Annotated in this window: 23 protein-coding genes and 1 tRNA gene; 18 read left to right on the top strand and 6 right to left on the bottom strand. The window is 71.8% G+C overall.

The window, feature by feature from the left end; translation table 11 throughout:
* Window positions 1–172 precede the first annotated feature (172 nt).
* The 13 genes from LQK89_RS00675 to LQK89_RS00725 all read left to right on the top strand — a co-directional run bounded on the left by LQK89_RS00675 (window position 173) and on the right by LQK89_RS00725 (window position 12114).
* A complete protein-coding gene (locus LQK89_RS00675; RefSeq protein WP_231049829.1) occupies window positions 173–1432 on the top strand; it encodes a PVV-CTERM domain-containing choice-of-anchor G protein in 1260 nt (419 codons plus the stop codon).
* Window positions 1432–1617, top strand: coding sequence for a hypothetical protein (locus LQK89_RS00680; RefSeq protein ID WP_231049830.1), 186 nt, complete (start codon window positions 1432–1434; stop codon window positions 1615–1617). Before LQK89_RS00675 ends, LQK89_RS00680 begins: the two co-directional genes overlap by 1 nt.
* A gap of 267 nt (window positions 1618–1884) precedes the next feature.
* Complete coding sequence (locus LQK89_RS00685) at window positions 1885–3243, top strand: glycosyltransferase family 2 protein (RefSeq protein ID WP_231049831.1); 1359 nt, start codon at window positions 1885–1887, stop codon at window positions 3241–3243.
* Window position 3244: 1 nt separating this feature from the next.
* Window positions 3245–3964 carry an exosortase S gene (gene xrtS, locus LQK89_RS00690; protein WP_231049832.1) on the top strand — a complete coding sequence of 240 codons (720 nt, stop codon included), beginning with the start codon at window positions 3245–3247 and terminating at the stop codon, window positions 3962–3964.
* Entirely contained in the window at window positions 3964–4812 is an 849-nt protein-coding gene (locus tag LQK89_RS00695) for a septum formation family protein (RefSeq protein ID WP_114850637.1), read from the top strand. Before xrtS ends, LQK89_RS00695 begins: the two co-directional genes overlap by 1 nt.
* A complete protein-coding gene (gene wsfD / locus LQK89_RS00700; protein ID WP_231049833.1) occupies window positions 4805–6562 on the top strand; it encodes a glycan biosynthesis hexose transferase WsfD in 1758 nt (585 codons plus the stop codon). Before LQK89_RS00695 ends, wsfD begins: the two co-directional genes overlap by 8 nt.
* Window positions 6559–7686 carry a non-hydrolyzing UDP-N-acetylglucosamine 2-epimerase gene (wecB, locus tag LQK89_RS00705; RefSeq protein WP_231049834.1) on the top strand — a complete coding sequence of 376 codons (1128 nt, stop codon included), beginning with the start codon at window positions 6559–6561 and terminating at the stop codon, window positions 7684–7686. The genes wsfD and wecB overlap by 4 nt, the downstream gene beginning before the upstream one ends.
* The gene (locus LQK89_RS00710) at window positions 7683–8357 is read left to right on the top strand and encodes a class F sortase (RefSeq protein WP_231049835.1); all 675 of its coding nucleotides are present in this window, start codon (window positions 7683–7685) and stop codon (window positions 8355–8357) included. Before wecB ends, LQK89_RS00710 begins: the two co-directional genes overlap by 4 nt.
* Before the next feature lie 179 nt (window positions 8358–8536).
* Window positions 8537–10039 carry a lysine--tRNA ligase gene (gene lysS, locus LQK89_RS00715; protein ID WP_231049836.1) on the top strand — a complete coding sequence of 501 codons (1503 nt, stop codon included), beginning with the start codon at window positions 8537–8539 and terminating at the stop codon, window positions 10037–10039.
* Window positions 10040–10130: 91 nt separating this feature from the next.
* Entirely contained in the window at window positions 10131–10334 is a 204-nt protein-coding gene (locus LQK89_RS00720; RefSeq protein ID WP_058742233.1) for a hypothetical protein, read from the top strand.
* Between the two features lie 42 nt (window positions 10335–10376).
* Window positions 10377–10502, top strand: a complete 126-nt coding sequence (locus LQK89_RS17995) for a hypothetical protein (protein ID WP_269145912.1) — start codon at window positions 10377–10379, stop codon at window positions 10500–10502.
* Between the two features lie 63 nt (window positions 10503–10565).
* The gene (locus LQK89_RS18000; RefSeq protein ID WP_257222155.1) at window positions 10566–10697 is read left to right on the top strand and encodes a hypothetical protein; all 132 of its coding nucleotides are present in this window, start codon (window positions 10566–10568) and stop codon (window positions 10695–10697) included.
* A 346-nt stretch (window positions 10698–11043) separates the two neighbouring features.
* Window positions 11044–12114: a sigma-70 family RNA polymerase sigma factor gene (locus LQK89_RS00725; protein ID WP_058742232.1), complete on the top strand. Its 1071-nt coding sequence runs from the start codon at window positions 11044–11046 to the stop codon at window positions 12112–12114.
* 156 nt (window positions 12115–12270) lie between these two features.
* On the opposite strand, the gene LQK89_RS00730 is transcribed toward LQK89_RS00725, so the two are convergent.
* Window positions 12271–13206: an NAD(+)/NADH kinase gene (locus tag LQK89_RS00730; protein ID WP_141859782.1), complete on the bottom strand. Its 936-nt coding sequence runs from the start codon at window positions 13204–13206 to the stop codon at window positions 12271–12273.
* A gap of 145 nt (window positions 13207–13351) precedes the next feature.
* Between LQK89_RS00730 and LQK89_RS00735 the strand changes: the two genes are divergently transcribed.
* On the top strand, window positions 13352–15871 hold the full coding sequence (locus LQK89_RS00735; protein ID WP_058742230.1) for an ATP-dependent Clp protease ATP-binding subunit: 2520 nt from the start codon (window positions 13352–13354) through the stop codon (window positions 15869–15871).
* Between the two features lie 256 nt (window positions 15872–16127).
* On the opposite strand, the gene LQK89_RS00740 is transcribed toward LQK89_RS00735, so the two are convergent.
* Both LQK89_RS00740 and LQK89_RS00745 read right to left on the bottom strand, forming a co-directional pair.
* On the bottom strand, window positions 16128–16931 hold the full coding sequence (locus LQK89_RS00740) for a hypothetical protein (RefSeq protein ID WP_231049837.1): 804 nt from the start codon (window positions 16929–16931) through the stop codon (window positions 16128–16130).
* Between the two features lie 108 nt (window positions 16932–17039).
* On the bottom strand, window positions 17040–17492 hold the full coding sequence (locus tag LQK89_RS00745) for an SRPBCC family protein (RefSeq protein ID WP_231049838.1): 453 nt from the start codon (window positions 17490–17492) through the stop codon (window positions 17040–17042).
* A gap of 113 nt (window positions 17493–17605) precedes the next feature.
* Between LQK89_RS00745 and LQK89_RS00750 the strand changes: the two genes are divergently transcribed.
* Window positions 17606–18148, top strand: coding sequence for an amino-acid N-acetyltransferase (locus LQK89_RS00750; RefSeq protein ID WP_058742237.1), 543 nt, complete (start codon window positions 17606–17608; stop codon window positions 18146–18148).
* A gap of 64 nt (window positions 18149–18212) precedes the next feature.
* Window positions 18213–18908 (top strand): hypothetical protein, encoded by a 696-nt coding sequence (locus tag LQK89_RS00755; RefSeq protein ID WP_231049839.1) that lies wholly within the window; start codon window positions 18213–18215, stop codon window positions 18906–18908.
* Between the two features lie 214 nt (window positions 18909–19122).
* Here the strand turns inward: LQK89_RS00755 and cspE are convergent, their stop codons facing one another.
* On the bottom strand, window positions 19123–19329 hold the full coding sequence (gene cspE / locus LQK89_RS00760; RefSeq protein WP_022904520.1) for a transcription antiterminator/RNA stability regulator CspE: 207 nt from the start codon (window positions 19327–19329) through the stop codon (window positions 19123–19125).
* 380 nt (window positions 19330–19709) lie between these two features.
* Here cspE and LQK89_RS00765 point away from each other — a divergent pair, with 380 nt between their 5' ends.
* On the top strand, window positions 19710–20093 hold the full coding sequence (locus tag LQK89_RS00765) for an SseB family protein (RefSeq protein WP_114850646.1): 384 nt from the start codon (window positions 19710–19712) through the stop codon (window positions 20091–20093).
* A 192-nt stretch (window positions 20094–20285) separates the two neighbouring features.
* On the opposite strand, the gene radA is transcribed toward LQK89_RS00765, so the two are convergent.
* Window positions 20286–21647 (bottom strand): DNA repair protein RadA, encoded by a 1362-nt coding sequence (radA, locus tag LQK89_RS00770; RefSeq protein ID WP_231049840.1) that lies wholly within the window; start codon window positions 21645–21647, stop codon window positions 20286–20288.
* Between the two features lie 10 nt (window positions 21648–21657).
* Window positions 21658–22731, bottom strand: coding sequence for an SGNH/GDSL hydrolase family protein (locus LQK89_RS00775; RefSeq protein WP_231049841.1), 1074 nt, complete (start codon window positions 22729–22731; stop codon window positions 21658–21660).
* 142 nt (window positions 22732–22873) lie between these two features.
* Here LQK89_RS00775 and LQK89_RS00780 point away from each other — a divergent pair.
* Window positions 22874–22963: transfer RNA gene (locus tag LQK89_RS00780), tRNA-Ser, on the top strand.
* The last annotated feature ends 84 nt before the right edge of the window (window positions 22964–23047 follow it).

Genomic DNA, 23047 nt, shown 5'->3' on the forward strand with positions numbered 1-23047 from the left:
GAGGGGCACGGACCGGGGGTCGTGCTCTCCCTGTGCATCCTGCTAGCGTCGAGATCGGCTCAGCTCCGTCTCACCAGCGGAAGCGGGTCGGGACCCGTCCTCACCAGGCGGATCCGCACGGCTCGCTCTCACCAGGCGGGTCCTCACCCAGAGATCAGATGGAGTTTCCCCTATGCCGCGGCACACCCTTGCCGCGACCTCCGCAGGGGTCGCCTCGGCGACCGCTCTCGGAGTCGCGCTCACCCTCCTCATCCCCACCGCGGCGCAGGCAGCGCCCGTGGTCTCCCAGGCGAACGGCCGGCTCGTGTCGACCACGCTGCTCACCACAGGCACCCTCGACTCGATCGCGTCGCTCCGCGGCGCATCGGCCGTCAACGCGGACGGTTCGGCGGACGTCGTCGCGAACACCCCGCTCGACGCCACGGCCCTGCAGTCCGTGGGGCTGCAGAGCGGTGGCGTGAACCTGTTCGGCGACAACGGCATCATCCAGCTCGGCGCGGTCGGGCAGTACGCGGTGGCGAACGCGGACGGGTCCTCCGCAGCGTTCTCCGGCGCGGTGAGCCAGGCGCCGAGCCTGATCGGCGTCGCGGCGAACCAGGTCTCGGCCTCGAACCTCGGGGCACCGGCGGGCAACAGCAGTGCGCAGATCTCGCTCGGTGCGCCGACCTCCGCCGTCAGCCTGGACGTCCGTGCCGGCGCCCTCGCCGCATCGGCGCAGCAGGCGGTCGACGGGTCGCAGAGCGGGCAGTACACGGTGGGCGCGCTCACCGTGAACGTCGGCGGGACGACGCTGGCGAGCACGCTCGCCAGCCTGCGCAGCACGCTGCAGCCCGTCACGAACGCGCTCGGGGTCACCAACCCGATCTCGGCCACCGGCACCGTCCAGGTGTCGCTGGCCGAACTGCTCGCGGTCGCCGGGGTGTCGGACATCAACCAGCTGCCGGCGAACACGAACCTGCTGCAGTACGTGCCCGCAGCGGTCACGGCGCAGGTCACGCGGACCGTCAACCAGGTGCTGGCGGACGCGCAGGCCGCGGTGGCGGCGGGTGGCGTTGTCGGCGGACTCGTGGGTGCCGTGCTCGGCGTGGCGACCGCGACGCTGACTCCGGTCCTGGCCGGGCTCGGCACGACCCTCACCGGCCCGCTCCGGACCGCGATCGACGGCATCGCGCAGCTCAACGTCAACGTGAAGACCACCGGCGCCGACGGCGCCTTCACGCAGACGGCGCTCCGTGTCGGCCTGCTGAACGCCGGCTCGCTGACGACCGTCGACCTCGCCTCGGCGACCGCCGGTCCGAACGCCGGCCGTGCCGCCGTCCCGATCGTGAACCCCGCCTCGGCCGGGATCGCGGGCGGTGTCGGTCTGCTCGTCGCCGCGGCGTTCGCCCTCACGGTGGTCCGTCGTCGTCAGGCCCTCGCGGTCGCTCGCTGATGTACACCGGCAGCGGCAGCGGGATCGTCGGACCCGCGGTGCTGACCGGCGGCGCGGTCGTCGCCGGGTCGCAGACCACCTTCGGCCCGTTCCTCCTGCTGGCGGTGGGCATCGCGATCGTGGCCTTCATCGGCATCCGCACGCTGTACCGACGACGCCAGCAGCGTTCCGGCTCGCTCGGGTAGCGCACCGGATCCACCGCCGCACCGCTCGGGGTGCGGCACCGTGTCGGGACGGTGTCGCACCCCACGGGGAACCGTCGCACGATCGCGTGCCCTGCGGTCCCCGCCGGTGGTCGCCCTCCCTCGGGCGACCACCGGCCTCCCGCCGACGGGCTCAGGTCCCGTCCGGCACCTGCGGTCGACCCCTCACCACGGTCGGCCCCTCCCGTGGCACCGCGTCGACAGCACGACGCGGTGCCACGGGCCTCGAACCCCCTGGAGCCGTCCACCGTGTCCGCAACCGAGTCCGCGCAGATCCTCGCCTTCGTCCTGCTCGTGGTCTTCCTGGCCTACGTCCTCGCCATCCTCGTGCCGTTCCTCCGGCGCCGTCCCGATCGCGAGGGCGACGCCGACGCGTTCACGTGGCACGCGTTCGTGCCCTGCCGCGACGAAGAGGTCGTGATCGGCGCGACCATCGAACGGATGCGCTCCCGGTTCCCGGCGATGCACGTCTGGGTCATCGACGACGACAGCGACGACCGGTCCGCGACGATCATCGCCGAGCGGGCGGCGGTCGACCCGCACGTGCACCTCGTGCAGCGCCGCCGTCCGGCCGCGCGCACCGGCAAGGGCGACGCGCTGAACGCCGCCTACGCGCAGCTCGACGCGTGGCTGCCGGCCGGGACGGACCGTTCTGCGGTCGTCGTCGTGGTCGTCGACGCGGACGGGATCCTCGCCGAGAACGCCCTCCGGCAGGCCGCCGGCCGCCACGCGTTCGGCAACCCCGCGACCGGCGCGTGCCAGGCCGCGGTGTGGATGTCGAACCGCGACGACCGCGACCCCGCCGGCGCGGCCCCCGGTCGGCTCGGCCGCTGGTGGTCCCGGTACCTGATCCGGATGCAGGACATCGAGTTCCGCACGACCATCGCGGCCATGCAGTGCCTGCGCGGCCGGACGCTCTCCGTCGGGCTCGGCGGCAACGGGCAGTTCACCCGGCTCAGCGCCCTCGACGCCATCGCCCAGGGGGAGCGGACGCCGTGGCACGGATCGCTGCTCGAGGACTACGAGCTCGGCGTGCACGTGATGCTCGCCGGGTTCCGGAACGTGTACCTGCACGACACCCACGTCGAGCAGGAGGCGCTCCCCGGCACCCGGCGCCTGCTCACGCAGCGCACGCGCTGGTGCCAGGGCGGCATGCAGTGCGCGCGGTACCTCCTGCGGATCTTCACCTCGCCGCACGTGACCAACGCCGGGGCGCTCGAGGCGAGCTACTTCCTGGTCCAGCCGTACCTGCAGATGGCCGGCGTCCTGCTCTGGCCGACCGTGTTCGTCGCGATGGTCGCGCAGGGATCGGTCTCCGAGGGCTCGTTCTGGGCCTGGTTCGCCGAGGCCTGGTGGCTCCTGCCGCTCGTCGTCATCACCGGCATCGCGCCGTTCGCGCTGTGGCCGCTCATCTACCGCCGGCACATCGGGGAGCGGACGGGGCTCGGCACCACGCTCGGGTGGGCGCTCGGCTACTGGATCTACATGTACCAGAGCTACGTCTGCGTGCCGCGGGCCTTCACCCGCATCCTGACCTCCCGCAACGGCTGGGCGAAGACCCGCCGCAACGCGGAGACCGACCACCTGTTCGTCGCCAAGGAGGCCTGACGTGTCGCACGCCGTGACCGCCCCCGTCGTCCCGTCCGCGGGCCCCCGCCGCGCCGTCGGACTGCTGCTCCTCGCGCTCGCCGCGGCGCTCCTCGTCGTCCAGCCGACCTTCCGCACGGTCGAGGCCGAGGTCACGGCCTGGGTGGTCGGACAGTTCACGGACGGACGGTCGAACGCGGCCGTCGACGTCATCTACTTCGGCATCGGCACGCAGGACGTGCACGGCATCCAGATCACGCCGATGTGCTCGACCGTGGTGCTGCTCGTGCCGCTGCTCGCGCTCGGCGGCGTGCTCATGCTGCTCGGCTCGGTGCCGTTCCGTCGAGCGGCCATCGCGCTCCTCGGGGCGCTGGCGATCGCCGTGGCCTGCAACGTCATCCGGTACGTCGGGTCGTCGGTGGCACTGCAGCGCTGGGGCACGGCGGGCTTCGACGTCGTGCACGAGTACGTCGGGTCGCTGTTCGTGATCTTCGGGTTCGCCGGGGCGGTGCTGCTGCAGGTCGTCGTGTCGGTCCGGGGTCGGCGCCGGGGGACCGCACAGGACCGGACGCGCGGGACCGGGGTCCGTCGTGCTGCCGGCCGGGCACGGCGTGCCGACGGTGGGCCCCGTCGCGCGGGCACGGAACACGCGGCAGGCACAAGCGCTGGCGTGGGGGCTGGCGTGGGCGCTGGCGCTGGCGCCGGCATCGGGGTGCGTCGCGCCGGGCGGCGGCGGGCCTGATGCGCCGGGTGCTCGGAGTGTCGGCGTCCCGCACGCTCGGACGCGTCGTCGGGGCGGCCGCCGCCGTCCTGGTCGTCGGCGCCACCGCCGGGTGCGGGGTGCTCGACCGTCAGCCGCCGGCGGCCTCGACCCCGGCGCCGGTCGGCACGTGCTTCGACCTCCGCTACCTCGCCGAGGTCACGGCGGTCAGCCTGGGTGCCCCCGCGGTCGACTGCGACGACGAGCACACGCTGCAGGTGTCCGCGACCACCGAGCTGACCGGGTCCCCGGCCGACCAGCGGGAGCGTCCGACGCAGCAGGTCCTGCAGCGGCTGACGAGCCGGCTGTGCGGGTACGAGCAGGCGCGGGCGTTCGTCGGGGCCGCGGAACGCGACGGGGTCGTCCCGCTCGCCACCTGGGCGTACTGGCCGACCGCTGCCGAGTGGGCGGACGGCGACCGCGCGGTCACGTGCGCCGTCGGGCTCGTCGGCACCGGTGGCGGACCGCGCACCGTGACCCGCTCGCTCGAGGGCGTGCTCCCCACCCGCTCGTCCGCCGACGTGCGGCAGTGCTACCGGCAGCAGGCTCGGCCGGACGGCACGTGGGAGCCGACCGGGACGGCCGTGCCCTGCTCGGCACCGCACAGCAGCCAGGACGTGAACGCCTGGCTCGACGTCACGACCGGGGATCCGACGCAGCAGGACGTCGAGCGGATGTGCTCCCCCTTCGTCGGGGACTACCCGACCACGTTCGTCACCGGCGTGGCCGTGCAGCAGACCAACGGGACCCACTCACTGCACTGCGCCGTCGGAGGAGACAGTCGTGCCGGACTCACCACGGGAGCGTTCCTCCCGACCAGCCGTGGTTGACACGGCCCCCGCCCCGGTCGCCACCCCGTCGGCGCCGGCGACCCGCGGTTCCCGGCGGGCCGCGAGCGCCTGGCTGCTGCTGGTCTGGCGGTGGATCGCCCCGGGTGGGCCGGCCGAGGACCCGCGGGGCCGGTGGGCCACGGCCGTCGCCGCGGGGTGCCTCGCCGTCGCGGTGCTGCTCCTGCACCTGTTCGTCCCGACCGTCGTCGGGATGGGGGACCAGGGGGACGGCCAGCGGCTGATGTGCGCGTTCGGGGTCGCGAACACCGCCCCGTACGACTACGCCGCGAGCACGCAGTACGTCTTCACGCAGTGGGTGCCGCACCGCTGGGCGGGCGAGGCGTGCGGTGCAGGCGGGTCCGGCGAACCCTACGTGTCGTCCCAGATGCTGCTCGTGTGGCCGGCCGTCGTGCTGACGCCGCTGTTCGGCTGGGGCGCCGGCATCGACACCCGCGCAGTCGGCATCGTCTGCGTGCTCGTGTTCGGGGTGCTCGTCGCGCTCTTCGTGGCGTTCCTGCCCGGACGTGCGCTCTTCCGGCTGATCGCCGCGGCCCTCGTCGTCGCGGTCGTCGGCGACGGCGTCTTCGCGCGGTTCTTCGTGTCCCCGTACTCCGAGGCCGCGTGCTTCCTCGGGGTCCTGGCCATGGTCGTCTGCCTGCTGGCGATGTGGCGGCGGGGCGACCCGACGTGGCTGGGCATGCTGCTCTTCTCGCTCGCGACGGTGTTCACGATCACCGCGAAGACCCAGATGGTCGCCCTCCTGCCCGCCGCGGCCCTCGCGCTGCTCTGGCGTCCGCTGCGGGCGCGCCGGGGACGGGGCGACCCGGTCGCGCAGGCGCGCCGCCGGCGGGGCGACCCGGACCCGCGCGCCGGGCGCCCGCGTCCCCGCGGCCGCGTCGTCCCCCGTCTCCTCGGGGCCTCGCTCGTGGTCGCCCTCGCCGGGGTCGCCGTCGGGTACGCGGCGATACAGCCGCGGCACTTCACGCTGCTCAACACCTACAACGCGGTCTTCGTCGAGATGCTCCCGCACAGCCCGGACCCCGAGGGCGACCTCCGCTGGTTCGGCCTGCCCGCCGACTGGGCGTCGAGCAGCGGCACGACGGTGGCGTCGGAGAACGCGGCCGTCCACCGGCCGGACTTCCCGCGGTTCACCGAGGAGGTCTCCCAGGGCCGGATCGCCCTGTTCTACGTGACGCACCCGGCCCGACTGGTCGGGATGGCCGACCGCGGGCTCGAGGCGATGACGCAGCCGGTGCTCGGTTACGTCGGTGCGTACCCACCGGACGTCGGTGCCGAGCCGTGGCAGCAGGAGCACCGCTTCCCCGTCGTCGTGGTCGTGTCGGCGCTCCTCGGGACCGTGCCGTCGGCGATCGTCCTGCTGCAGATCGTCGCCCTCGCGCTCGGCCTCGGCCTCGCATTCCGGCGGCGGCAGCTCGGCGACCGTGCCGCGGCCTTCGGGGCGACGGTCGTCGTGACCGCGGTCGCGACCTGGGCGCAGTTCTGGGCCGTGATGCTCTCGGAGGGGGCGTCGGAGATCTACAAGCACCTGCTCGTCACCGACCTGCTGAACATGCTCCTCCTCGTCAGCATCCCGCTGTCCGCCGCGCTCCTCGCCCGGCGGATCGCCACCCCGCGCAGTGGTTCCGCCCGCGGCGCACGGCGTCGGACCGGCCCGGTCCGGCGCACCACCCACCAGGAGCCCCGGCACGTCTCGTCGCTCCGACCGACCGGACCGGGAGGTCACCGGTGAACCCGCACGTCATGGTCGTCTTCGGGACGCGTCCGGAGGCCATCAAGGTCGCCCCCGTCGTGCGACGACTCCGCGCCGACCGCTCGATCGACACGACGGTCGTCGACACCGGCCAGCACGCCGGACTCCTCGAGCCCGTGTACGCGACCTTCGACTTCGACCCGGACGAGCGGCTCGACGTCGCGGTGCCCGGGCAGGACCTCACCGCCCTCGCCACCCGGACGATGACGGCGGTCGGCGCGGTCATCGCCCGACGTCGCCCGGACCTGGTGCTCGTGCACGGGGACACCTCGGCCGCCGCGGTGACCGCGCTCGCCGCCCACTACGCGCACGTCGAGGTCGCACACCTCGAGGCCGGGCTGCGGTCGGCGGACCTGTGGTCACCCTGGCCGGAGGAGGCGAACCGCCGGGTCATCGGGCAGCTCGCCTCGGTCCACCTCGCCCCGACGCAGCGTGCCGCCGACCGCCTGCTCGCCGAGGGAGCCGACCCAGCGGCCGTGCACGTGACGGGCAACACCGTGATCGACGCGCTCCTGCACACCCTCGACACAACGGCCCCACCGCTCCCGGTGCCCGTGCAGGCCGCGATCGACGCCGGACGCCGCCTCGTGCTCGTCACGGGCCACCGCCGTGAGTCGTGGGAGAGCGGCCTCGCCGACACGGCCGCGGGCATCGCCGACACCGTCCGCGACCGCGACGACGTGTTCGTCTGGGCGCCGCTGCACCCGAACCCGATCGTCCGAGCGGCGATCGAGCCCGCGTTCGCCGGTCTCGACCACGTCCTCGTCGACGCACCCCTGGACTACCCGACGTTCTGCCGGGCGATGCAGGTCGCGCACTGCATCGTGACGGACTCCGGCGGGGTGCAGGAAGAGGCACCCACGCTCGGCACGCCCGTCCTCGTGACGCGGGACACCACCGAGCGGCCCGAGGCGCTGGAGGCCGGCGCCTCCCGGCTGATCGGCACCGACCGCGCGGTCGTCCGGGCCGAACTGGCCGCGCTCCTCGACGACGACGACCGGTACCGGGCGATGGGCCGCGCGGTGAACCCCTACGGCGACGGACGCGCCGCGGAACGGGTGCACGAGGTGGTGCGCGCCGTGCTCGGGGACCGCGCCGCATGACCCGGCCCGGTGGCCCGGGCGGACCGGGACGTGGTCGGCGGCTCGCGACGACGGCAGCGCTCCTGGTCGCCGGCGTGCTCGTCGTGGTCGGCGTCGTCGGGATCGTCCAGCAGGGGGAGCGTCCGCCGGCGACCCCGTCGCTCCCCGACCTCCGGGGCAACCGCGTCGACGCCGCCCCCGGGCTCGCACCGTCCCCGGCCGCCGTGCGCCGGATGGCCGTCCGGGCCGCTGACGGCGACGCGTTCCGGGTGCCGTCCGCGGGGCTCGACGTCCCACTGCGGTCCCTCGTCACGGTCGACCACGAGGTGCAGCCGCCGACCTTCACGGACGCGTTCTGGATCCGGGACCTCGGCACCGGCGTCCGGACCCCGGAGCGCGGCACGGTCTTCATCGCGATGCACTCCCTGCGCGGCGGCGGGGTCGGTCCGGGCAACGCGCTGTACGACACGGCGTCGGGCACGTCGCGGGTGGGGGTCGGCGACGCCGTCGAGGTCGCGGGCGCCCGCTACGTCGTGACGGGGACCAGGACGGTGCCGAAGCCGTCGATCAGCGGCGACGCCACGGTGTGGGCGGACGTCCCGGGGCGGCTCGTGGTCATCACCTGCCTGGAACGACCGGACGGCGGCCCGTCCCGCGACAACTTCGTGGTCGAGGCGCGCCTGGCCCCCTGACGCGGGCGAGCGCCCCCACCCCGCCGTGCGGCCGCCCGCCCCGCCGTGCGGCCGCCCGCGCCGACGTGCGGCCGCCCGCGCCGACGTGCGGCCGCCCGCGCCGACGAGCGCCCGTCCGAGCGCGAAGCGCCGGGTACCATCGGAGCGTCCCCCACGACCCCATCGGAGCCGCACCAGCAATGAGCGAAGAGACCGCCGCAGAAGCCCTGTCCGCCGAGGAGACCAGCGAGCAGCGACAGGTCCGGCTCGACAAGCGGACGAAGCTCCTCGACGCCGGGATCGACGCCTACCCCGCCGAGCTCCCGATCACCACGACGATCCCCGCGGTCCGCGAGCAGTACGCCCACCTCGAGACCGGCGAGGAGACCCAGGACGTCGTCGGCATCGCCGGCCGCATCGTGTTCTCCCGCAACACCGGCAAGCTCTGCTTCGCGTCCCTGCAGTCCGGCGACGGCTCCCGCATCCAGGCCATGGTCTCGCTGGCCGAGGTCGGCGACGACTCCCTGGCCCGCTGGAAGGAGTTCGTCGACCTCGGCGATCACGTCTTCGTTCACGGCCGCGTGATCTCCTCGCGCCGTGGCGAGCTGTCGATCATGGTCGACGACTGGGCGATGGCGGCCAAGGCGATCCTGCCCCTGCCGAACCTGCACAACGAGCTCAACGAGGAGACCCGGGTCCGCCAGCGGTACCTCGACCTCATCGTCCGCGACCAGGCCCGCGCGACCGTCCGTGCCCGTGCCGCGGTGATGGCGTCCCTGCGCAGCACCTTCACCGGCCACGAGTACCTCGAGGTCGAGACCCCGATGCTCCAGACGCAGCACGGCGGTGCGTCCGCCCGCCCGTTCGTCACGCACTCGAACGCGTTCGACACCGAGCTGTACCTGCGCATCGCGCCCGAGCTGTTCCTCAAGCGCGCGGTCGTCGGCGGCATCGACCGCGTCTTCGAGATCAACCGCAACTTCCGGAACGAGGGCGCCGACTCGTCGCACTCGCCCGAGTTCGCGATGGTCGAGGCCTACCAGGCGTACGGCAACTACGAGCAGATGGCCGACCTGACGCAGGAGCTCGTCCAGAACGCCGCGAAGGCCGTCACGGGCGGCTCGCTCGTCGTCACGCTGCCGGACGGTTCCGACTACGACCTCGGTGGCGACTGGGCGCGCATGGACATGTACGAGTCCCTGTCCGAGGCGTCGGGTCACGAGATCACCCCGGAGACCCCGCTGTCGGAGCTGCAGGCGCTCGCCGACGCCGAGGGCGTCGAAGTCGCGCACGCCACGCACGGCAAGTACGTCGAGGAGCTGTGGGAGCACTTCAACGGGGACGAGCTGTACGCCCCGACGTTCGTGATGAACTTCCCGGTCGACACCTCGCCCCTCACGCGGCAGCACCGCACGCGTCCCGGCGTGGTCGAGAAGTGGGACCTGTACGTCCGCGGCTTCGAGCTCGCGACGGCCTACTCGGAGCTCGTCGACCCGGTCGTGCAGCGTGAGCGCTTCGTCGAGCAGGCGAAGCTCGCCGCGGGCGGCGACCCCGAGGCGATGCGCGTCGACGAGGAGTTCCTCCGTGCCCTCGAGCACGCCATGCCCCCGTCGGGCGGCATGGGCATGGGCATCGACCGCCTCCTGATGGCGATCACCGGGCTCGGCATCCGCGAGACGATCCTGTTCCCGCTGGTCAAGTAGACGGACCGGTCACGTCCCACCCGGCCTGGAGGCGCGGTGCGGGTCCGCCCCGCACGGCGCCTCCCACGGTCGGCCGGGTTATGATCGCCGGGTGCCGCAGGGAGTCGTGACCGGGATCATCTTCGCCGTGACGCCGACGATCGTCGTCGGCCTCATCTTCTGGTTCGTCATGCGCGCGATCATGCGGGCCGACCGGACGGAGCGCGCTGCCTACGCGAAGGTCGAGGCCGAAGAGCGCGCCCGCTTCGAGCGCGAGCACGGCCGTCCCGCCCCGGCACCGACCTCGGCCGAGTAGCCGCTTCACCCTGCGTTCACCCGTCGGTGGTGCACTGACGCGGTGGATCCTGCTGACCTCGACGCCGAAGACGCCTTCGGACACCCGGTGCTGCCCGACGCGGTCCGTGACGCGTCCTGGCTGGACGACGACGAGGACGACCTCGACGAGGACGACGTGGACGTCTGACCGTCCGCTCCCGGTCACCGGCCGTTCACCGCGCCGTCGCCCGGCGGCGTGAGCATCGTCGGCATGTCCACCACGCACGTCTTCACCGGTCGCAGCCTCGTCGGCGACATCGAGAGCGAGTACGACGAGTTCGACCGCGACGCCGACCTCGAGGTCTCGAAGCGACGGGACGGGTGGCTCGAGCCCTCCTGGTGAGCCCCAGATCGTCCTCCTTCGGGGTACGTCACGCCGGATCGAACCGATCCCGGCCGACGTACCCCGTTTTCGTGTCCACGGGACGCGGTCGGCCGGGGTACACCCTCGGCAACGTCGATGAAACACCCCTGCAACAGCGGAAACACGGCGACATCCCCTTGCGCCCGGGCATCGAGGCGGACCATGCTGTCGACCAGGACGTACCCCGTGGGGGACAGTTCCGGCGGTGAAGCACGAGGTTCCCTGGGAATCGATCCGATCGGTTTGTGGGGTACACCTCGGGACCGCTTTACTCGTCAACACCCCCCACCGAGGCCATCACCGTCGAACCGCAGGGAGAGTCACCATGACGATCGCGACCGCAACACCGAAGACGACGACCACTGGCACCACCGCGCGCCGCACCAAGAAGGCTGCAGCAGCGAAGACCGCGGACGCCGCGGTGGAGACCACCACGCTCGACACCGAGGTCGAAGCCGACGAGCAGCTCGCGGGTGTCCGCGGCGCCTCGGTCGACCAGGTCGGTGACTACCTGCGCCACATCGGCCGCCTCTCGCTCCTCACCGCCGAGGAGGAGGCGGACATCGCCCGCCGCATCGAGGTCGGGCTGTTCGCCGAGGAGAAGCTCGCCACGGAGCCGGGCATCGACAAGACCCTGCAGCGCGAGCTGCGCTGGCTCGTCCGCGACGGTGAGCGCGCCAAGGAGCGCATGATCACCTCGAACCTCCGCCTCGTCGTGAGCATCGCGAAGCGGTACTCGCAGCGCGGCCTGCCGTTCATGGACGTCATCCAGGAGGGCAACCTCGGCCTCGTGCGTGCCGTCGAGAAGTTCGACTTCACGCAGGGCTACAAGTTCTCGACGTACGCCACCTGGTGGATCCGCCAGGCCATCTCGCGTGGTCTCGCCGACAAGGCCCGCACGATCCGCATCCCGGTGCACACCGTCGAGCTCATCAACAAGATCTCGCGCACCGAGCGCGACCTGACCGTCGACCTCGGCCGTGCGCCGATGCCCGACGAGGTCGCCGCGGAGCTCAGCATGAGCACCGAGGAGCTCCTCGACCTGAAGGGCCGCTCGCACGAGCCGGTCTCGATCCACACCGTGGTCGGCGACTCGGACGACAGCGAGCTCGGCGACTTCATCGAGGACGAGGACGCCGCGAGCCCGAACGAGCTCACCGAGACGACGCTCCTGCACCGCGACATCCGCTCGATCGTCGCGGAGCTGCCGAGCGACGAGGCGAACGTCATCCGGATGCGCTACGGCCTGGACGACGACAAGCCGATGACGCTCGACGAGATCTCGAAGATCGTGCACACGACCCGACAGGCGGTCAGCCGCGTCGAGTCCCGTGCGAAGCTGCGCCTGTTCGCGAAGGCCGTGAGCCAGGACATGCAGCTGTACCTGACCGACTGAGGTCAGCAGGCTTCGGCCGGCGCGTCAGTGCCGGCACGGGGAACCGGGCCGTCCTGTGGGAAGGCGGTCCGGTGGGGTGATGGGACGGCCCGTCCAGGCACTGCCTGGGCGGGCCACTCGTCTGTCTGCCGACGGGTCCTGGCCGCCGTCCCGTCGTCAGCCGTCCTCGAGGTCGCGGTTCAGCCGCTGCCGCAGGTCCTGGGGGATGAGCTCGATGAGCTGGTCCGGGCGGACGGGCAGGTCGAGCAGGCTGAGCTTCACCCGACCGGTGCGTCCGTGCCGCTCGGCGTCCAGGCGGACCACGCTCGCGGCGTCCTTCCGCAGCCGGACGTCGATCTGCGCCCCGGTCGCGACCTCGCCGACGACGAGTCCGTCGACCTCGAGTGCGGCGCTCCTCGTGCCCTCGGCGATGTCGAGTCGGTAGCGCTCCCGCGCGGCGAGCACCACGGCGCGGTCGATCCCGGCCATCGGCGCCACCGGGGTCACGACGGAGCCGGAGAGCGCGGGGGAGAGCACGGGACCGCCGGCCGCGTAGTTGTACGCGGTGGACCCCGCCGGGGTGGCGGCGACGATGGCGTCCGCGCGGTAGTAGCCGTAGCCGAGCCCGCCGACGCTCAGGTCGGCGGAGACCTGGCCGGCGCCGGGGCGTCGCACCACGGTGAGGTCGTTGAACGCCAGGTAGTCGGTCCGTGCACCGCTCCAGGACAGCCGGGCCTCGAGCGCGTGGTGCGGCTCGAGCTGGTACTCGCCGGCGGACAACCGGTCGAGCGCCGCCTCGAGCTCCGGCGGCTCGATCTCGACGAGGAACCCGACGTTGCCGTAGTTGACGCCGAGCACCGGCACCGGGCGCTTGGCCACCAGGCGCATCGCCCCGAGCATCGTGCCGTCCCCGCCGAGCGCCACGACGAGGTCGATCTGCTCGGTGAAGTCGTCCTCGTCGACCACGTCCACACCGCCGCCCAGGCGCTGCGCGTCCGAGCGGCGTGCGACGAGCCGCCCCTGTCCGGAGGCGTTCCACCGCTGCAGGGTCGCGACGGACTCCTGCACGTTCTTGGTGGGGTGGACGACGAGGCCGACGACGGGCTGCTCCATGCCCCGAGGGTACCCACCACACCCCGCCTGCCCACTGGGCGAAGCGAGGTCACGCCCACGGCGAACAGGGGCAGCCCTCCGGGGGTCCGCTGGTTAGTCTCGATGTACGTCACCGAGCTCCCACGAGCCCGGCAAGGGAGAGCACATGTTCGAGAGATTCACCGACCGAGCCCGTCGTGTTGTCGTCCTCGCTCAAGAAGAAGCGAAGATGCTCAACCACAACTACATCGGCACCGAGCACATCCTCCTCGGCCTCATCCACGAGGGCGAGGGCGTCGCCGCCAAGGCGCTGGAGTCGCTCGGCATCTCGCTCGATGCCGTCCGCGAGCAGGTCCAGGACATCATCGGGCAGGGGCAGCAGCAGCCGACCGGGCACATCCCGTTCACGCCGCGCGCCAAGAAGGTGCTCGAGCTGTCCCTGCGCGAGGCGCTGCAGCTCGGCCACAACTACATCGGCACCGAGCACATCCTGCTCGGCCTCATCCGCGAGGGCGAGGGTGTCGCCGCACAGGTGCTCGTCAAGCTCGGCGCGGACCTCAACCGCGTCCGCCAGCAGGTCATCCAGCTCCTGTCCGGCTACCAGGGCAAGGAAGCGGTCGCCGTCGGCGGCGAGACGCAGCAGAACGCCCAGCAGGGGTCGCAGGTCCTCGACCAGTTCGGTCGGAACCTGACCCAGGCCGCGCGCGACGGCAAGCTCGACCCGGTCATCGGGCGCGAGAAGGAGATGGAGAGGGTCATGCAGATCCTCTCCCGCCGCTCCAAGAACAACCCCGTCCTGATCGGTGAGCCGGGCGTCGGCAAGACCGCGGTCGTCGAGGGCCTCGCCCAGGCGATCGTCAAGGGCGACGTCCCGGAGACGCTGAAGGACAAGCAGCTCTACTCGCTCGACCTCGGGTCGCTCATCGCCGGGTCCCGCTACCGCGGTGACTTCGAGGAGCGCCTGAAGAAGGTCACGAAGGAGATCCGCACCCGCGGCGACATCATCGTCTTCATCGACGAGATCCACACGCTCGTCGGTGCCGGCGCTGCCGAGGGCGCGATCGACGCCGCGTCGATCCTCAAGCCGCTCCTCGCCCGCGGTGAGCTGCAGACGGTCGGTGCGACCACGCTCGACGAGTACCGCAAGCACTTCGAGAAGGACGCCGCGCTCGAGCGTCGCTTCCAGCCGGTGCAGGTCAACGAGCCGTCGCTGCCGCACGCGATCAACATCCTCAAGGGCCTCCGCGACAAGTACGAGGCGTTCCACAAGGTGTCCATCACCGACGGTGCGATCGTCGCCGCGGCGAACCTGGCGGACCGCTACGTGCAGGACCGCTTCCTGCCGGACAAGGCCATCGACCTGATCGACGAGGCCGGTGCACGTCTCCGCCTGTCGATCCTGTCGGCGCCGCCGGAGCTCCGCGAGTTCGACGAGAAGATCTCGACGGTCCGCGGGTCGAAGGAAGCCGCGATCGAGGAGCAGGACTTCGAGAAGGCCGCGAGCCTGCGCGACGAGGAGAAGAAGCTCCTCGGCGAGCGTCTCCGCCTCGAGAAGCAGTGGCGTGCGGGTGACGTCGCCGCGTCCGGCACCGTCGACGAGGGCATCATCGCCGAGGTCCTGGCGCAGGCCACGGGCATCCCGGTCTTCAAGCTCACGGAAGAGGAGACCTCGCGTCTCGTCTTCATGGAGAAGGCCCTGCACGAGCGCGTCATCGGCCAGGAAGAGGCCATCTCGGCCCTCTCCAAGACGATCCGCCGCACCCGTGCCGGCCTGAAGGACCCGAACCGGCCCTCCGGCTCGTTCATCTTCGCCGGCCCCACGGGCGTCGGGAAGACCGAGCTCGCCAAGGCCCTCGCGGAGTTCCTGTTCGACGACGAGGGTGCCCTGATCTCCCTCGACATGTCGGAGTTCGGCGAGAAGCACACCGTCTCGCGGCTGTTCGGTGCCCCTCCCGGGTTCGTCGGCTTCGAGGAGGGCGGCCAGCTCACCGAGAAGGTGCGTCGCAAGCCGTTCTCCGTGGTCCTGTTCGATGAGATCGAGAAGGCCCACCCGGACATCTTCAACTCGCTGCTGCAGGTCCTCGAAGAGGGTCGCCTGACCGATGGCCAGGGCCGCGTGGTCGACTTCAAGAACACCGTCATCATCATGACCACGAACCTCGGTTCGCAGGGCATCGCCGGTGGCCCGGTGGGCTTCCAGGTCGAGGGTGACTCGGCCGTCGGCTACGACCGCATGCGCTCGAAGGTGAACGAGGAGCTCAAGAAGCACTTCAAGCCCGAGTTCCTGAACCGCGTCGACGACACGATCGTGTTCCCGCAGCTCTCGCAGTCCGAGCTGCTGCAGATCGTGGACCTGTTCGTGAAGCGCCTGGCGGACCGCCTGCTCGACCGCGACATGACGGTGGAGCTCACGCTCGCCGCCAAGGAGCAGCTCATCAAGGTCGGCTTCGACCCGGCACTCGGTGCCCGGCCGCTGCGTCGCGCGATGCAGCACGAGGTCGAGGACCAGCTGTCCGAGCACATCCTGCAGGGTGAGCTCAACGCCGGCGACCACGTGAAGGTCGACTTCGCCGAGGGGAAGTTCCAGTTCGAGACCGGGCGTCAGCCGGGTCGCGAGGAGGTCCTGGCCGGGGCGCCGACGCTCGAGAAGGCGCCGGAGACCCCGCAGGGCGAGATCGAGTCCTAGGACCGGATCAGACCCGACCACACGACGGACTGGAGGCGCGGTGCCAGCTGGCACCGCGCCTCCAGTCCGTTCGTGGTCCCGATGTGCGTGATCCGGCTCGCGCCGGACCGGACCCCCGTCCGGGGGTAGCATCTTGGGAGTGCGAGGGTTCCCCCCAACGCCTCGTGCACGATGTCCGGCTGGTTCCCCCCAACAGGTCGGACGTCAGTGGCCCCGGTCCTTCGGACCGGGGCCACTTGCACGTGCGCGGGCGGGATCAGAGCGCCGCAGCGAAGGCGCGGACGGCGCCCTCCCAGCGGTCCGGGTCCTCGTTCCACTCCAGGGTGTGCCGGGCGTCGCGGAAGGTCTCGACGCGGGCACCCCGTGCCGCCAGGCGGGCGACGTCGTCCGCGGCGACGAGGGCGTCCGCGGCCGAGTGCAGCAGGAGCGTCGGCGTCCCGTCGTCCTGCCACCGCGTCACGGTCAGTGGATGCGGCACGCCCGCCAGACGGCTGAGCCCGGGGGTCGTGGCGACCCGGACGGCGACGGTGCCGACGGCGGCCGGGAAGCGTGCAGCCGTGACCGCGCCGCGGAGTGCCGAGCGGACGTCGAGCAGCGGGGCGACCCCGACGATGCCGTCCACGGGGGTGCGGGCCGCGGCGGCGGACGCGGCGAGGGCCCCGGCGGACCAGCCCTGCAGCACGACCCGCTGGGCACCGCGGGCCCGGGCGGCGTGGGCTGCGGCGGCGATCCGGTCGACGGCCGCCGGGTCGAGGGAGCGCAGCGGCAGGTCCGTCGTCTCGACGACCTGGTTCGAGGCACCGAGCGACCGCCAGACCCGCAGACCACGGAGCACCTGCTGCGGGCCGATCGACTGGCCGTGGACGTGCACCACGTGCGTCTCGGCGACCCCGTCGGGTTCGATGCCCGGGACGTCCTGCTCGTCGGCGTACACGAGCTCGGACTCCGGCGGGGTGAACGGCGCGGGACGGAGGAGTCGCCGCGCGGCAGCTGCCCCGAGGGCCACGCTGGCCGCGCTCGCGATGACCGTGCCGGTGAGTGCGGTGCGCAGGAGCTTCATGGTGCCCACTCTGCCACCGCCGGGTGCGCGGGCCCGGCGCGACCACGGACGGACGGAAGGCGCGGTGCCAGCTGGCACCGCGCCTCCCGTCAGTGGGTCCGGACCGTCTCAGGCCTGGACGTCGCCGCGCCAGCCCGGCTCGGTCGGTGCGTTCTCGACGCGCTCCTTGAAGTTCTGCAGGTCCTTCTTGACGGCGTGCCCGCCGACGCCGACGGCGGAGCCGAGCTTCTCGAGCAGGCCCGTGGGCTCCCAGTCGATCTGCGCGGTGACACGGGTCTCGCTGTCCGACAGCTTGTGGAAGGTGACCACGCCGGCGTGCTCGACGTCGCCGTCCTTGACGGTCCACGCGACGCGCTCGTCCGGGTGCTGCTCGGTGATGACGGCACGGAAGTCACGCTCCTGGCCCGCTACCTTGACGGTCCAGTCGGTGGTCTCGTCGTCGACCTGGACGATCTTCTCGACCTCGTCGAGGAACGTGGGGAACTCCTCGAACCGGGTCCACTGGTCGTAGGCCTGGCGGACGGGGACGGTGACGTCGACGGTCTCGATGATCTGGGGCATGCTCGCTCCTTCGTTCGGTCCTGAGTGCACCTGGGACGGTAGGCGCGGGCGGCTGGGCGGCCTCCAGGGCGGTGTCCCCCTGCTCGGGCGGCGGGCGTTCTATGCTCGAACGGATGACTGGACACGCCAAGCACGCGTTCGACGAACGGGACGAGCACGGGATCCGCGTGAGACCGGCGCTCGCGTCGGACGTGCCGCACATCCAGCGGCTCATCGCGCCGTACGTCGACCGGCGCATCCTGCTCGGCAAGGAGAACGTCGCGCTGTACGGGTCGATCCAGCAGTTCCGGATCGCCGAGGGACCCGACGGTGTGCCGATCGGGTGCGGCGCCCTCGCCGTGTTCTGGGACGACATCGCCGAGGTGCGCACGCTCGCCCTCGACGAGCGGTGGATCCACAAGCGCGTCGGGCACCGGATGCTCGAGGCGCTCGAGCACGACGCCCGCGAGCTCGGCGTCGCCCGGATCTTCTGCCTGACGTTCGAGGTCGAGTTCTTCGCGAAGCACGGGTACCTGGAGATCGGCGAGCAGGTCGTGTCGCCGGACGTCTACGCCGAGCTCGTGCGCTCGTCGGACGAAGGGGTCGCCGAGTTCCTCGACCTGGCCCGGGTCAAGCCGAACACCCTCGGCAACACCCGCATGCTGAAGATCCTCTGACGCTTTCGGGGGCGCCTCGGCGTCGCGTCCCGGGCGTGGGGCGATCCCGTCCTACCCTGTGCGCATGTCCTCGTTCCGCCACCCCGTCGGCCCCGAGTCGTCCGGTGTCTACTGGCGCCGTCGTGCGCTCGTCGGCGGGGTCCTGCTGCTCATCGTCGTCGTGGTCGTCCTGATCGTGGTCGGCCGGGGGAGCGGCGCGTCCTCGGCGTCGGCGCCCGGGGCGACGGCGTCGGCATCGGGGTCGGCTTCGTCTTCGTCCTCGTCTTCGTCTTCGGCCGGTGGTGCCGGTTCCGCAGCTTCCGCTGCTGCTGCGCCGGCTGCGTCTGCGTCGGCTTCCGCGGCGGCGTCCGGGTCCGGGTCGACCTGCTCGGCGGACCAGATCACGCTCGCGGCCGTGCTGGACAAGACCGTGTACGGCCCCACCGAGGACCCGAAGATCGCGATGTCGATCACGAACACCGGCTCGGACGCCTGCCACATGGACCTCGGCTCGGCGCAGCAGGTGCTGACGATCAGCTCGGGTGACGAGCAGTACTGGTCGTCGAAGGACTGCCAGACGAACGGCACGAACCAGGACGTCACGATCAAGGCCGGGCAGACCCTGACGACGCCGTCGATCACGTGGGACCGGACGCGCTCGTCCACCACCACGTGCGACTCGTCCCGGCCGGCGGTCACCGGCGGGGGTGCGAGCTACCACCTGCAGGTGGCGGTGGGGGACCTGAAGTCGGAGAAGTCGGCGCAGTTCGTGCTGAACTGAGGTGCCGGCGGCCGGCGGCCGGCGGTGCCGGCGCGTGTCGGTGGTGTGCGCGTCGAACCAGGTTTCCGACGTCGAACCAAGCGCTTCCTCTGGTTCGACGTCGTCTTCGTGGTTCCATGCGCGGCGACGGTGCGCGCGGCTCGTCGCCCCGCCCGGCAACAGCGAACGGGCCCGCCGTCCGAAGACGACGAGCCCGTTCCGACAGCTGAGGTGATCAGCCGATGACGGAGATGTTCTCCGCCTGCGGGCCCTTGCGGCCCTCGGTGATCTCGAACTCCACCTTCTGGTTCTCCTCGAGCGACTTGTAGCCGTTGCCAGCGATCGCGGAGAAGTGCGCGAAGACGTCGGCGCTGCCGTCGTCCGGAGCGATGAAGCCGAAGCCCTTTTCGTTGTTGAACCACTTGACGGTGCCAGTTGCCATGATGGCGTTTCCTTACTTTCTTGCCAGGCGAGATATCGCTGCCTGTCTTGCGAGGCGACACGTACTGCCGCCGATCCACCGACGGATGTCGTCAGATCGATGCGCCCCGCGGGCATGGGCCGGCGGAACGGGTTCGGGGCCAGGCGACCTGAGAGGGTCAGTGACCGTTGGCGCTCGAAGGTGCAGAGCACCAGAAGAACGATGGACTCCCGCCGAGGCGGTTGCGTCCAACCTACCGTGCCGAACGGCCCCAGCGGGAGTCCCGTGACGACATCTGTGCACGAGGACAGCGTTCCACGGCCGCTTTCCGCAGTCCTGCGCCGTCGGAGCCGAGCATGGTGCGGTCACGGAAGCGCCGCAGAAGTGGTGGACTAGGGGCGATGGCAGACAAGGAACAGCGCTTCCGGAGCGAGCAGCTCGAGGAGGCCCTCGCGAAGCAGGACGTGGCCGCGGTCGCGTTCGCCCTGCGCAACGACATCGTGATCGTGCCGCGGCTCGTCACGGGCAAGAAGGACATGCAGGTGCGCGTCTTCGGACGCGAGGGGTCCGACAAGCGGATCCTGCTGCTGTTCTCGTCCGCGGACGCGTACACGGCGATGGTGCCGGACGAGAAGATCCGGCAGGTCATGGTCTACGACGGGCCGCGGCTCGAGGAGTTCCTCGCTGCGCACCTCGACTCGCTCGAGGGTGTGTTCTTCGACATCGCGGGGCCGCACACGATGCAGTCGACCCCGGCGGACCTGCTGGCGGCGCTGCGCGCCTGACGCGGTCGGATTCGGTCCTGCGGCCGCGGTGGTCAGGGCCGTCGCTGCCGGTCGGCCGGGTCGTCGGTCGCGGGCCGTCGGCCGCGTCGTCGGTCACGGCAGCCGGCCGAGTCGGCCGCTCCGGCCTGGAGGATCGGATCGCTCGCATCACGCCGGTTGCCTCCGTCGGTGGCCGGGCTGGCGTGCGCCGGGTCAGAACGCCCGGTCGAGCTCGCGTTCGCGCGCGGACTGCGTCATCGAGAAGGCCACCCGGAGTGCTTCGCGGAGGTGCTCCGACCCTGCGCCGAGCACCGTCGTGAACCCGAGTCGTGCGGCCTCGCTCGCCCGCTGCTTCGCCCCCGTGGCCGGACGGATCTCGCCGGCGAGGCTGATCTCACCGACCGCCGCGAGCGTGTGCGGGTACGGGCGGTCCCGCGCGGCGCTCGCGAGCGCGAGGGCGATCGCCAGGTCTGCGCCCGGTTCGGTGAGCTTCATGCCGCCGACTGTCGACACGTACACGTCGGCATCCGAGAGCTTCAGCCCCACTCGACGCTCGAGCACGGCGAGGAGCATCGCGACCCGGGACGCGTCGACCCCGTTCACAACGCGGCGCGGCTGGGGTGCGGAGCTCGGCACCACGAGGGCCTGCACCTCGACCGGCAGGGCCCGACGTCCCTCCATCGCGACGGTGACGCACGTGCCGGACACCGGTGTGCCGTTGCGCGACATGAACAGTCCGCTGGGGTCCGGGACCTCGTGGATGCCGTCGCCGGCCATGTCGAAGCAGCCGACCTCGTCGGTCGGACCGAAGCGGTTCTTGAGCGCCCGGACGAAGCGGAGCGCGGTCTGGCGGTCGCCCTCGAAGTGGCACACGACGTCCACCAGGTGCTCGAGGAGCCGGGGCCCGGCGATCGTGCCGTCCTTCGTGACGTGCCCGACGATGAGGACCGGCAGCGCCCGCTCCTTCGCCACCCGGATGAGCGTGGACGCGACCTCCCGCACCTGCGAGGTCCCGCCCGCGATGCCGTCGACGGTGCTCGACGAGATCGTCTGCACCGAGTCCGCGATCACCAGGTCGGGCCGGACCTGGTCGATCTGGCCGAGGATGACGCCGAGGTCGACCTCGCTCGCGAGGTAGAGCTCGTCGTGCATGGCGTTCGTGCGCTCGGCGCGGAGTCGGACCTGGTCGACGGACTCCTCGGCGCTGACGTAGAGGACGCGCTTCCCCGTCGCCGCTGCGCGAGAGGCGACCTCGAGCAGCAGCGTCGACTTGCCCACACCCGGCTCTCCCGACAGCAGCACGGCGGCGCCGGGGACGATGCCGCCGCCGAGGACGCGGTCGAACTCGCCGATGCCCGTGTTCCACCGCTGCACGGCGGTGCCGGTCGCCTGGGTGATCGGACGGGCCACCCGGGCTCCGGCGACGGCGACCGGGGCGGTGCCGCGGGAGCTCGCGGCTGCGGCCGTGGTGTCCTCGACGGTGCCCCACGCCTGGCACTCGCCGCAGCGGCCGACCCACTTGATGCTGGTCCACCCGCACTCCGAGCAGCGGTACAGGGACTGGGTGCGCGCCATGACGTCGAGGCTAGGCCGCTCCGCCGACATCGCCCGTCCGCCGGCCCGGGGCGGTGTCAGAGTGGTCGTCTGTGCCGGCACGGGTGCTGGCGCTGGTGCTGGTGCCGGTGCCCGTGCCGGTGCTGTTGCTGTCTGCGTTCTCGTTCTCGACCTCGCGCTGGTGCGGCAGCGGGATCGAGCCCGTCATCCGGTGCCGGAGCCGCTCCACCCGCCCCGGTCGCTCGCTGTGGTCGAGCTCCGCCGCGTGCTCGGTGTCCTGCTCCGCGCGCGCCGTGGCGACCGCGCCGGCCTCGCGCCCGAGGTCCTCGGCCTCGCGCGCGGACAGGTACTGCCGGATCGCCGCCACCGTGTCCACCCGGGCGTCCACCGCGGGCTCGAACGCGCTCGCCCAGATCTCGTAGCCGCGGTCGTTCGGGTGGAACAGGTCGCCGTAGCTGTTGAAGAACGTGCGACGAAGCCCCACGCGCTTCGTGATGACGTGCAGCGGTGCCACGGTCAGCCCGAGCTCGTCGGCGACCCGGTGGACGATCTCGTTCGCCACCGCCACCTTGCGCTCCCGGTCCGGCACGAACATGCACGGCAGCTCCGCGACGATCGCGTGGGAGGGCACCGCGCTGTAGATCGCCCGGATGTTCCGCTCGAACTTGTCCGGGTGGAAGTCCGCGATGTCGTTGGCGCCGATCGACACCGTGCAGATGTCCGGGGTGTGGTTCCGGAGCTTCGGGAGCTGGTCGTTCTTCGCCCCCCACGTCGTCGACCCCGAGACGCTGAGGTTGACCACGCGCACGGACATCCGCGACCGGTGTCGGATACGGCGTGCCAGGAGCCCCACGTACCCGCGTGCCGGCGTCGTCGCCCCGACGCCCTGCGCCGCCGAGTCGCCGATCGCCAGGTAGGTCAGCTGGCCCTCGTGCTGCAGGCGCTCCCGCCACCAGTCCGCGTGCACCGGCAGCATGTCGACCACCCGCTGCGCAGCGGCCCGCTGCTCGCGGACCCCGGCCCGGGCGCCGATGAGCCCACCACCCACGACGGCGAGTCCGCCGAGGACCGAGGTGAGCAGGGCGACGATGGTGCGCGTTCTCATGCCGAGGACGGTACGCGGGCCGGCTCGTCCTCGACTCCGGCCGAGCTGGACTGTGGACAGGAGGTCGGACAACACCGCCTGTGGAGGGTGGGCCGACCTGCGGTGGTTCGACGCGCCTCCCGGATCGTGTAAACTATCTCCCGGTACCGTGTCCGAGCGGCCGAAGGATCATGTCTCGAAAACATGTGTGGGGGCAACTCCACCGTGGGTTCAAATCCCACCGGTACCGCCACAGAAAACCCCCGTTCACGCGGGGGTTTTCTCGTTTCCGGGAGTGCCCGTGGTGCGTCTTTGGTGCAGACCCCGCTCAGGATGC

Source organism: Curtobacterium sp. C1 (assembly GCF_021049325.1).
In the GTDB taxonomy this organism is placed as follows: Bacteria; Actinomycetota; Actinomycetes; order Actinomycetales; family Microbacteriaceae; genus Curtobacterium; species Curtobacterium citreum.

What these genes read in the sequence shown, in the direction of transcription:
- LQK89_RS18000 (WP_257222155.1), top strand. Translation starts at nt 10,566, where the DNA reads ATGTCCACCACGCACGTCTTCACCGGTCGCAGCCTCGTCGGCGACATC.
- lysS (WP_231049836.1), top strand. Translation starts at nt 8,537, where the DNA reads ATGAGCGAAGAGACCGCCGCAGAAGCCCTGTCCGCCGAGGAGACCAGC.
- LQK89_RS00775 (WP_231049841.1), bottom strand. Translation starts at nt 22,731, where the DNA reads ATGAGAACGCGCACCATCGTCGCCCTGCTCACCTCGGTCCTCGGCGGA.
- LQK89_RS00730 (WP_141859782.1), bottom strand. Translation starts at nt 13,206, where the DNA reads ATGGAGCAGCCCGTCGTCGGCCTCGTCGTCCACCCCACCAAGAACGTG.
- LQK89_RS00725 (WP_058742232.1), top strand. Translation starts at nt 11,044, where the DNA reads ATGACGATCGCGACCGCAACACCGAAGACGACGACCACTGGCACCACC.
- LQK89_RS00740 (WP_231049837.1), bottom strand. Translation starts at nt 16,931, where the DNA reads ATGAAGCTCCTGCGCACCGCACTCACCGGCACGGTCATCGCGAGCGCG.
- LQK89_RS00695 (WP_114850637.1), top strand. Translation starts at nt 3,964, where the DNA reads ATGCGCCGGGTGCTCGGAGTGTCGGCGTCCCGCACGCTCGGACGCGTC.
- LQK89_RS00765 (WP_114850646.1), top strand. Translation starts at nt 19,710, where the DNA reads ATGGCAGACAAGGAACAGCGCTTCCGGAGCGAGCAGCTCGAGGAGGCC.
- LQK89_RS00745 (WP_231049838.1), bottom strand. Translation starts at nt 17,492, where the DNA reads ATGCCCCAGATCATCGAGACCGTCGACGTCACCGTCCCCGTCCGCCAG.
- LQK89_RS00710 (WP_231049835.1), top strand. Translation starts at nt 7,683, where the DNA reads ATGACCCGGCCCGGTGGCCCGGGCGGACCGGGACGTGGTCGGCGGCTC.
- LQK89_RS00675 (WP_231049829.1), top strand. Translation starts at nt 173, where the DNA reads ATGCCGCGGCACACCCTTGCCGCGACCTCCGCAGGGGTCGCCTCGGCG.
- LQK89_RS00755 (WP_231049839.1), top strand. Translation starts at nt 18,213, where the DNA reads ATGTCCTCGTTCCGCCACCCCGTCGGCCCCGAGTCGTCCGGTGTCTAC.
- LQK89_RS00750 (WP_058742237.1), top strand. Translation starts at nt 17,606, where the DNA reads ATGACTGGACACGCCAAGCACGCGTTCGACGAACGGGACGAGCACGGG.
- LQK89_RS00680 (WP_231049830.1), top strand. Translation starts at nt 1,432, where the DNA reads ATGTACACCGGCAGCGGCAGCGGGATCGTCGGACCCGCGGTGCTGACC.
- radA (WP_231049840.1), bottom strand. Translation starts at nt 21,647, where the DNA reads ATGGCGCGCACCCAGTCCCTGTACCGCTGCTCGGAGTGCGGGTGGACC.
- cspE (WP_022904520.1), bottom strand. Translation starts at nt 19,329, where the DNA reads ATGGCAACTGGCACCGTCAAGTGGTTCAACAACGAAAAGGGCTTCGGC.
- LQK89_RS00735 (WP_058742230.1), top strand. Translation starts at nt 13,352, where the DNA reads ATGTTCGAGAGATTCACCGACCGAGCCCGTCGTGTTGTCGTCCTCGCT.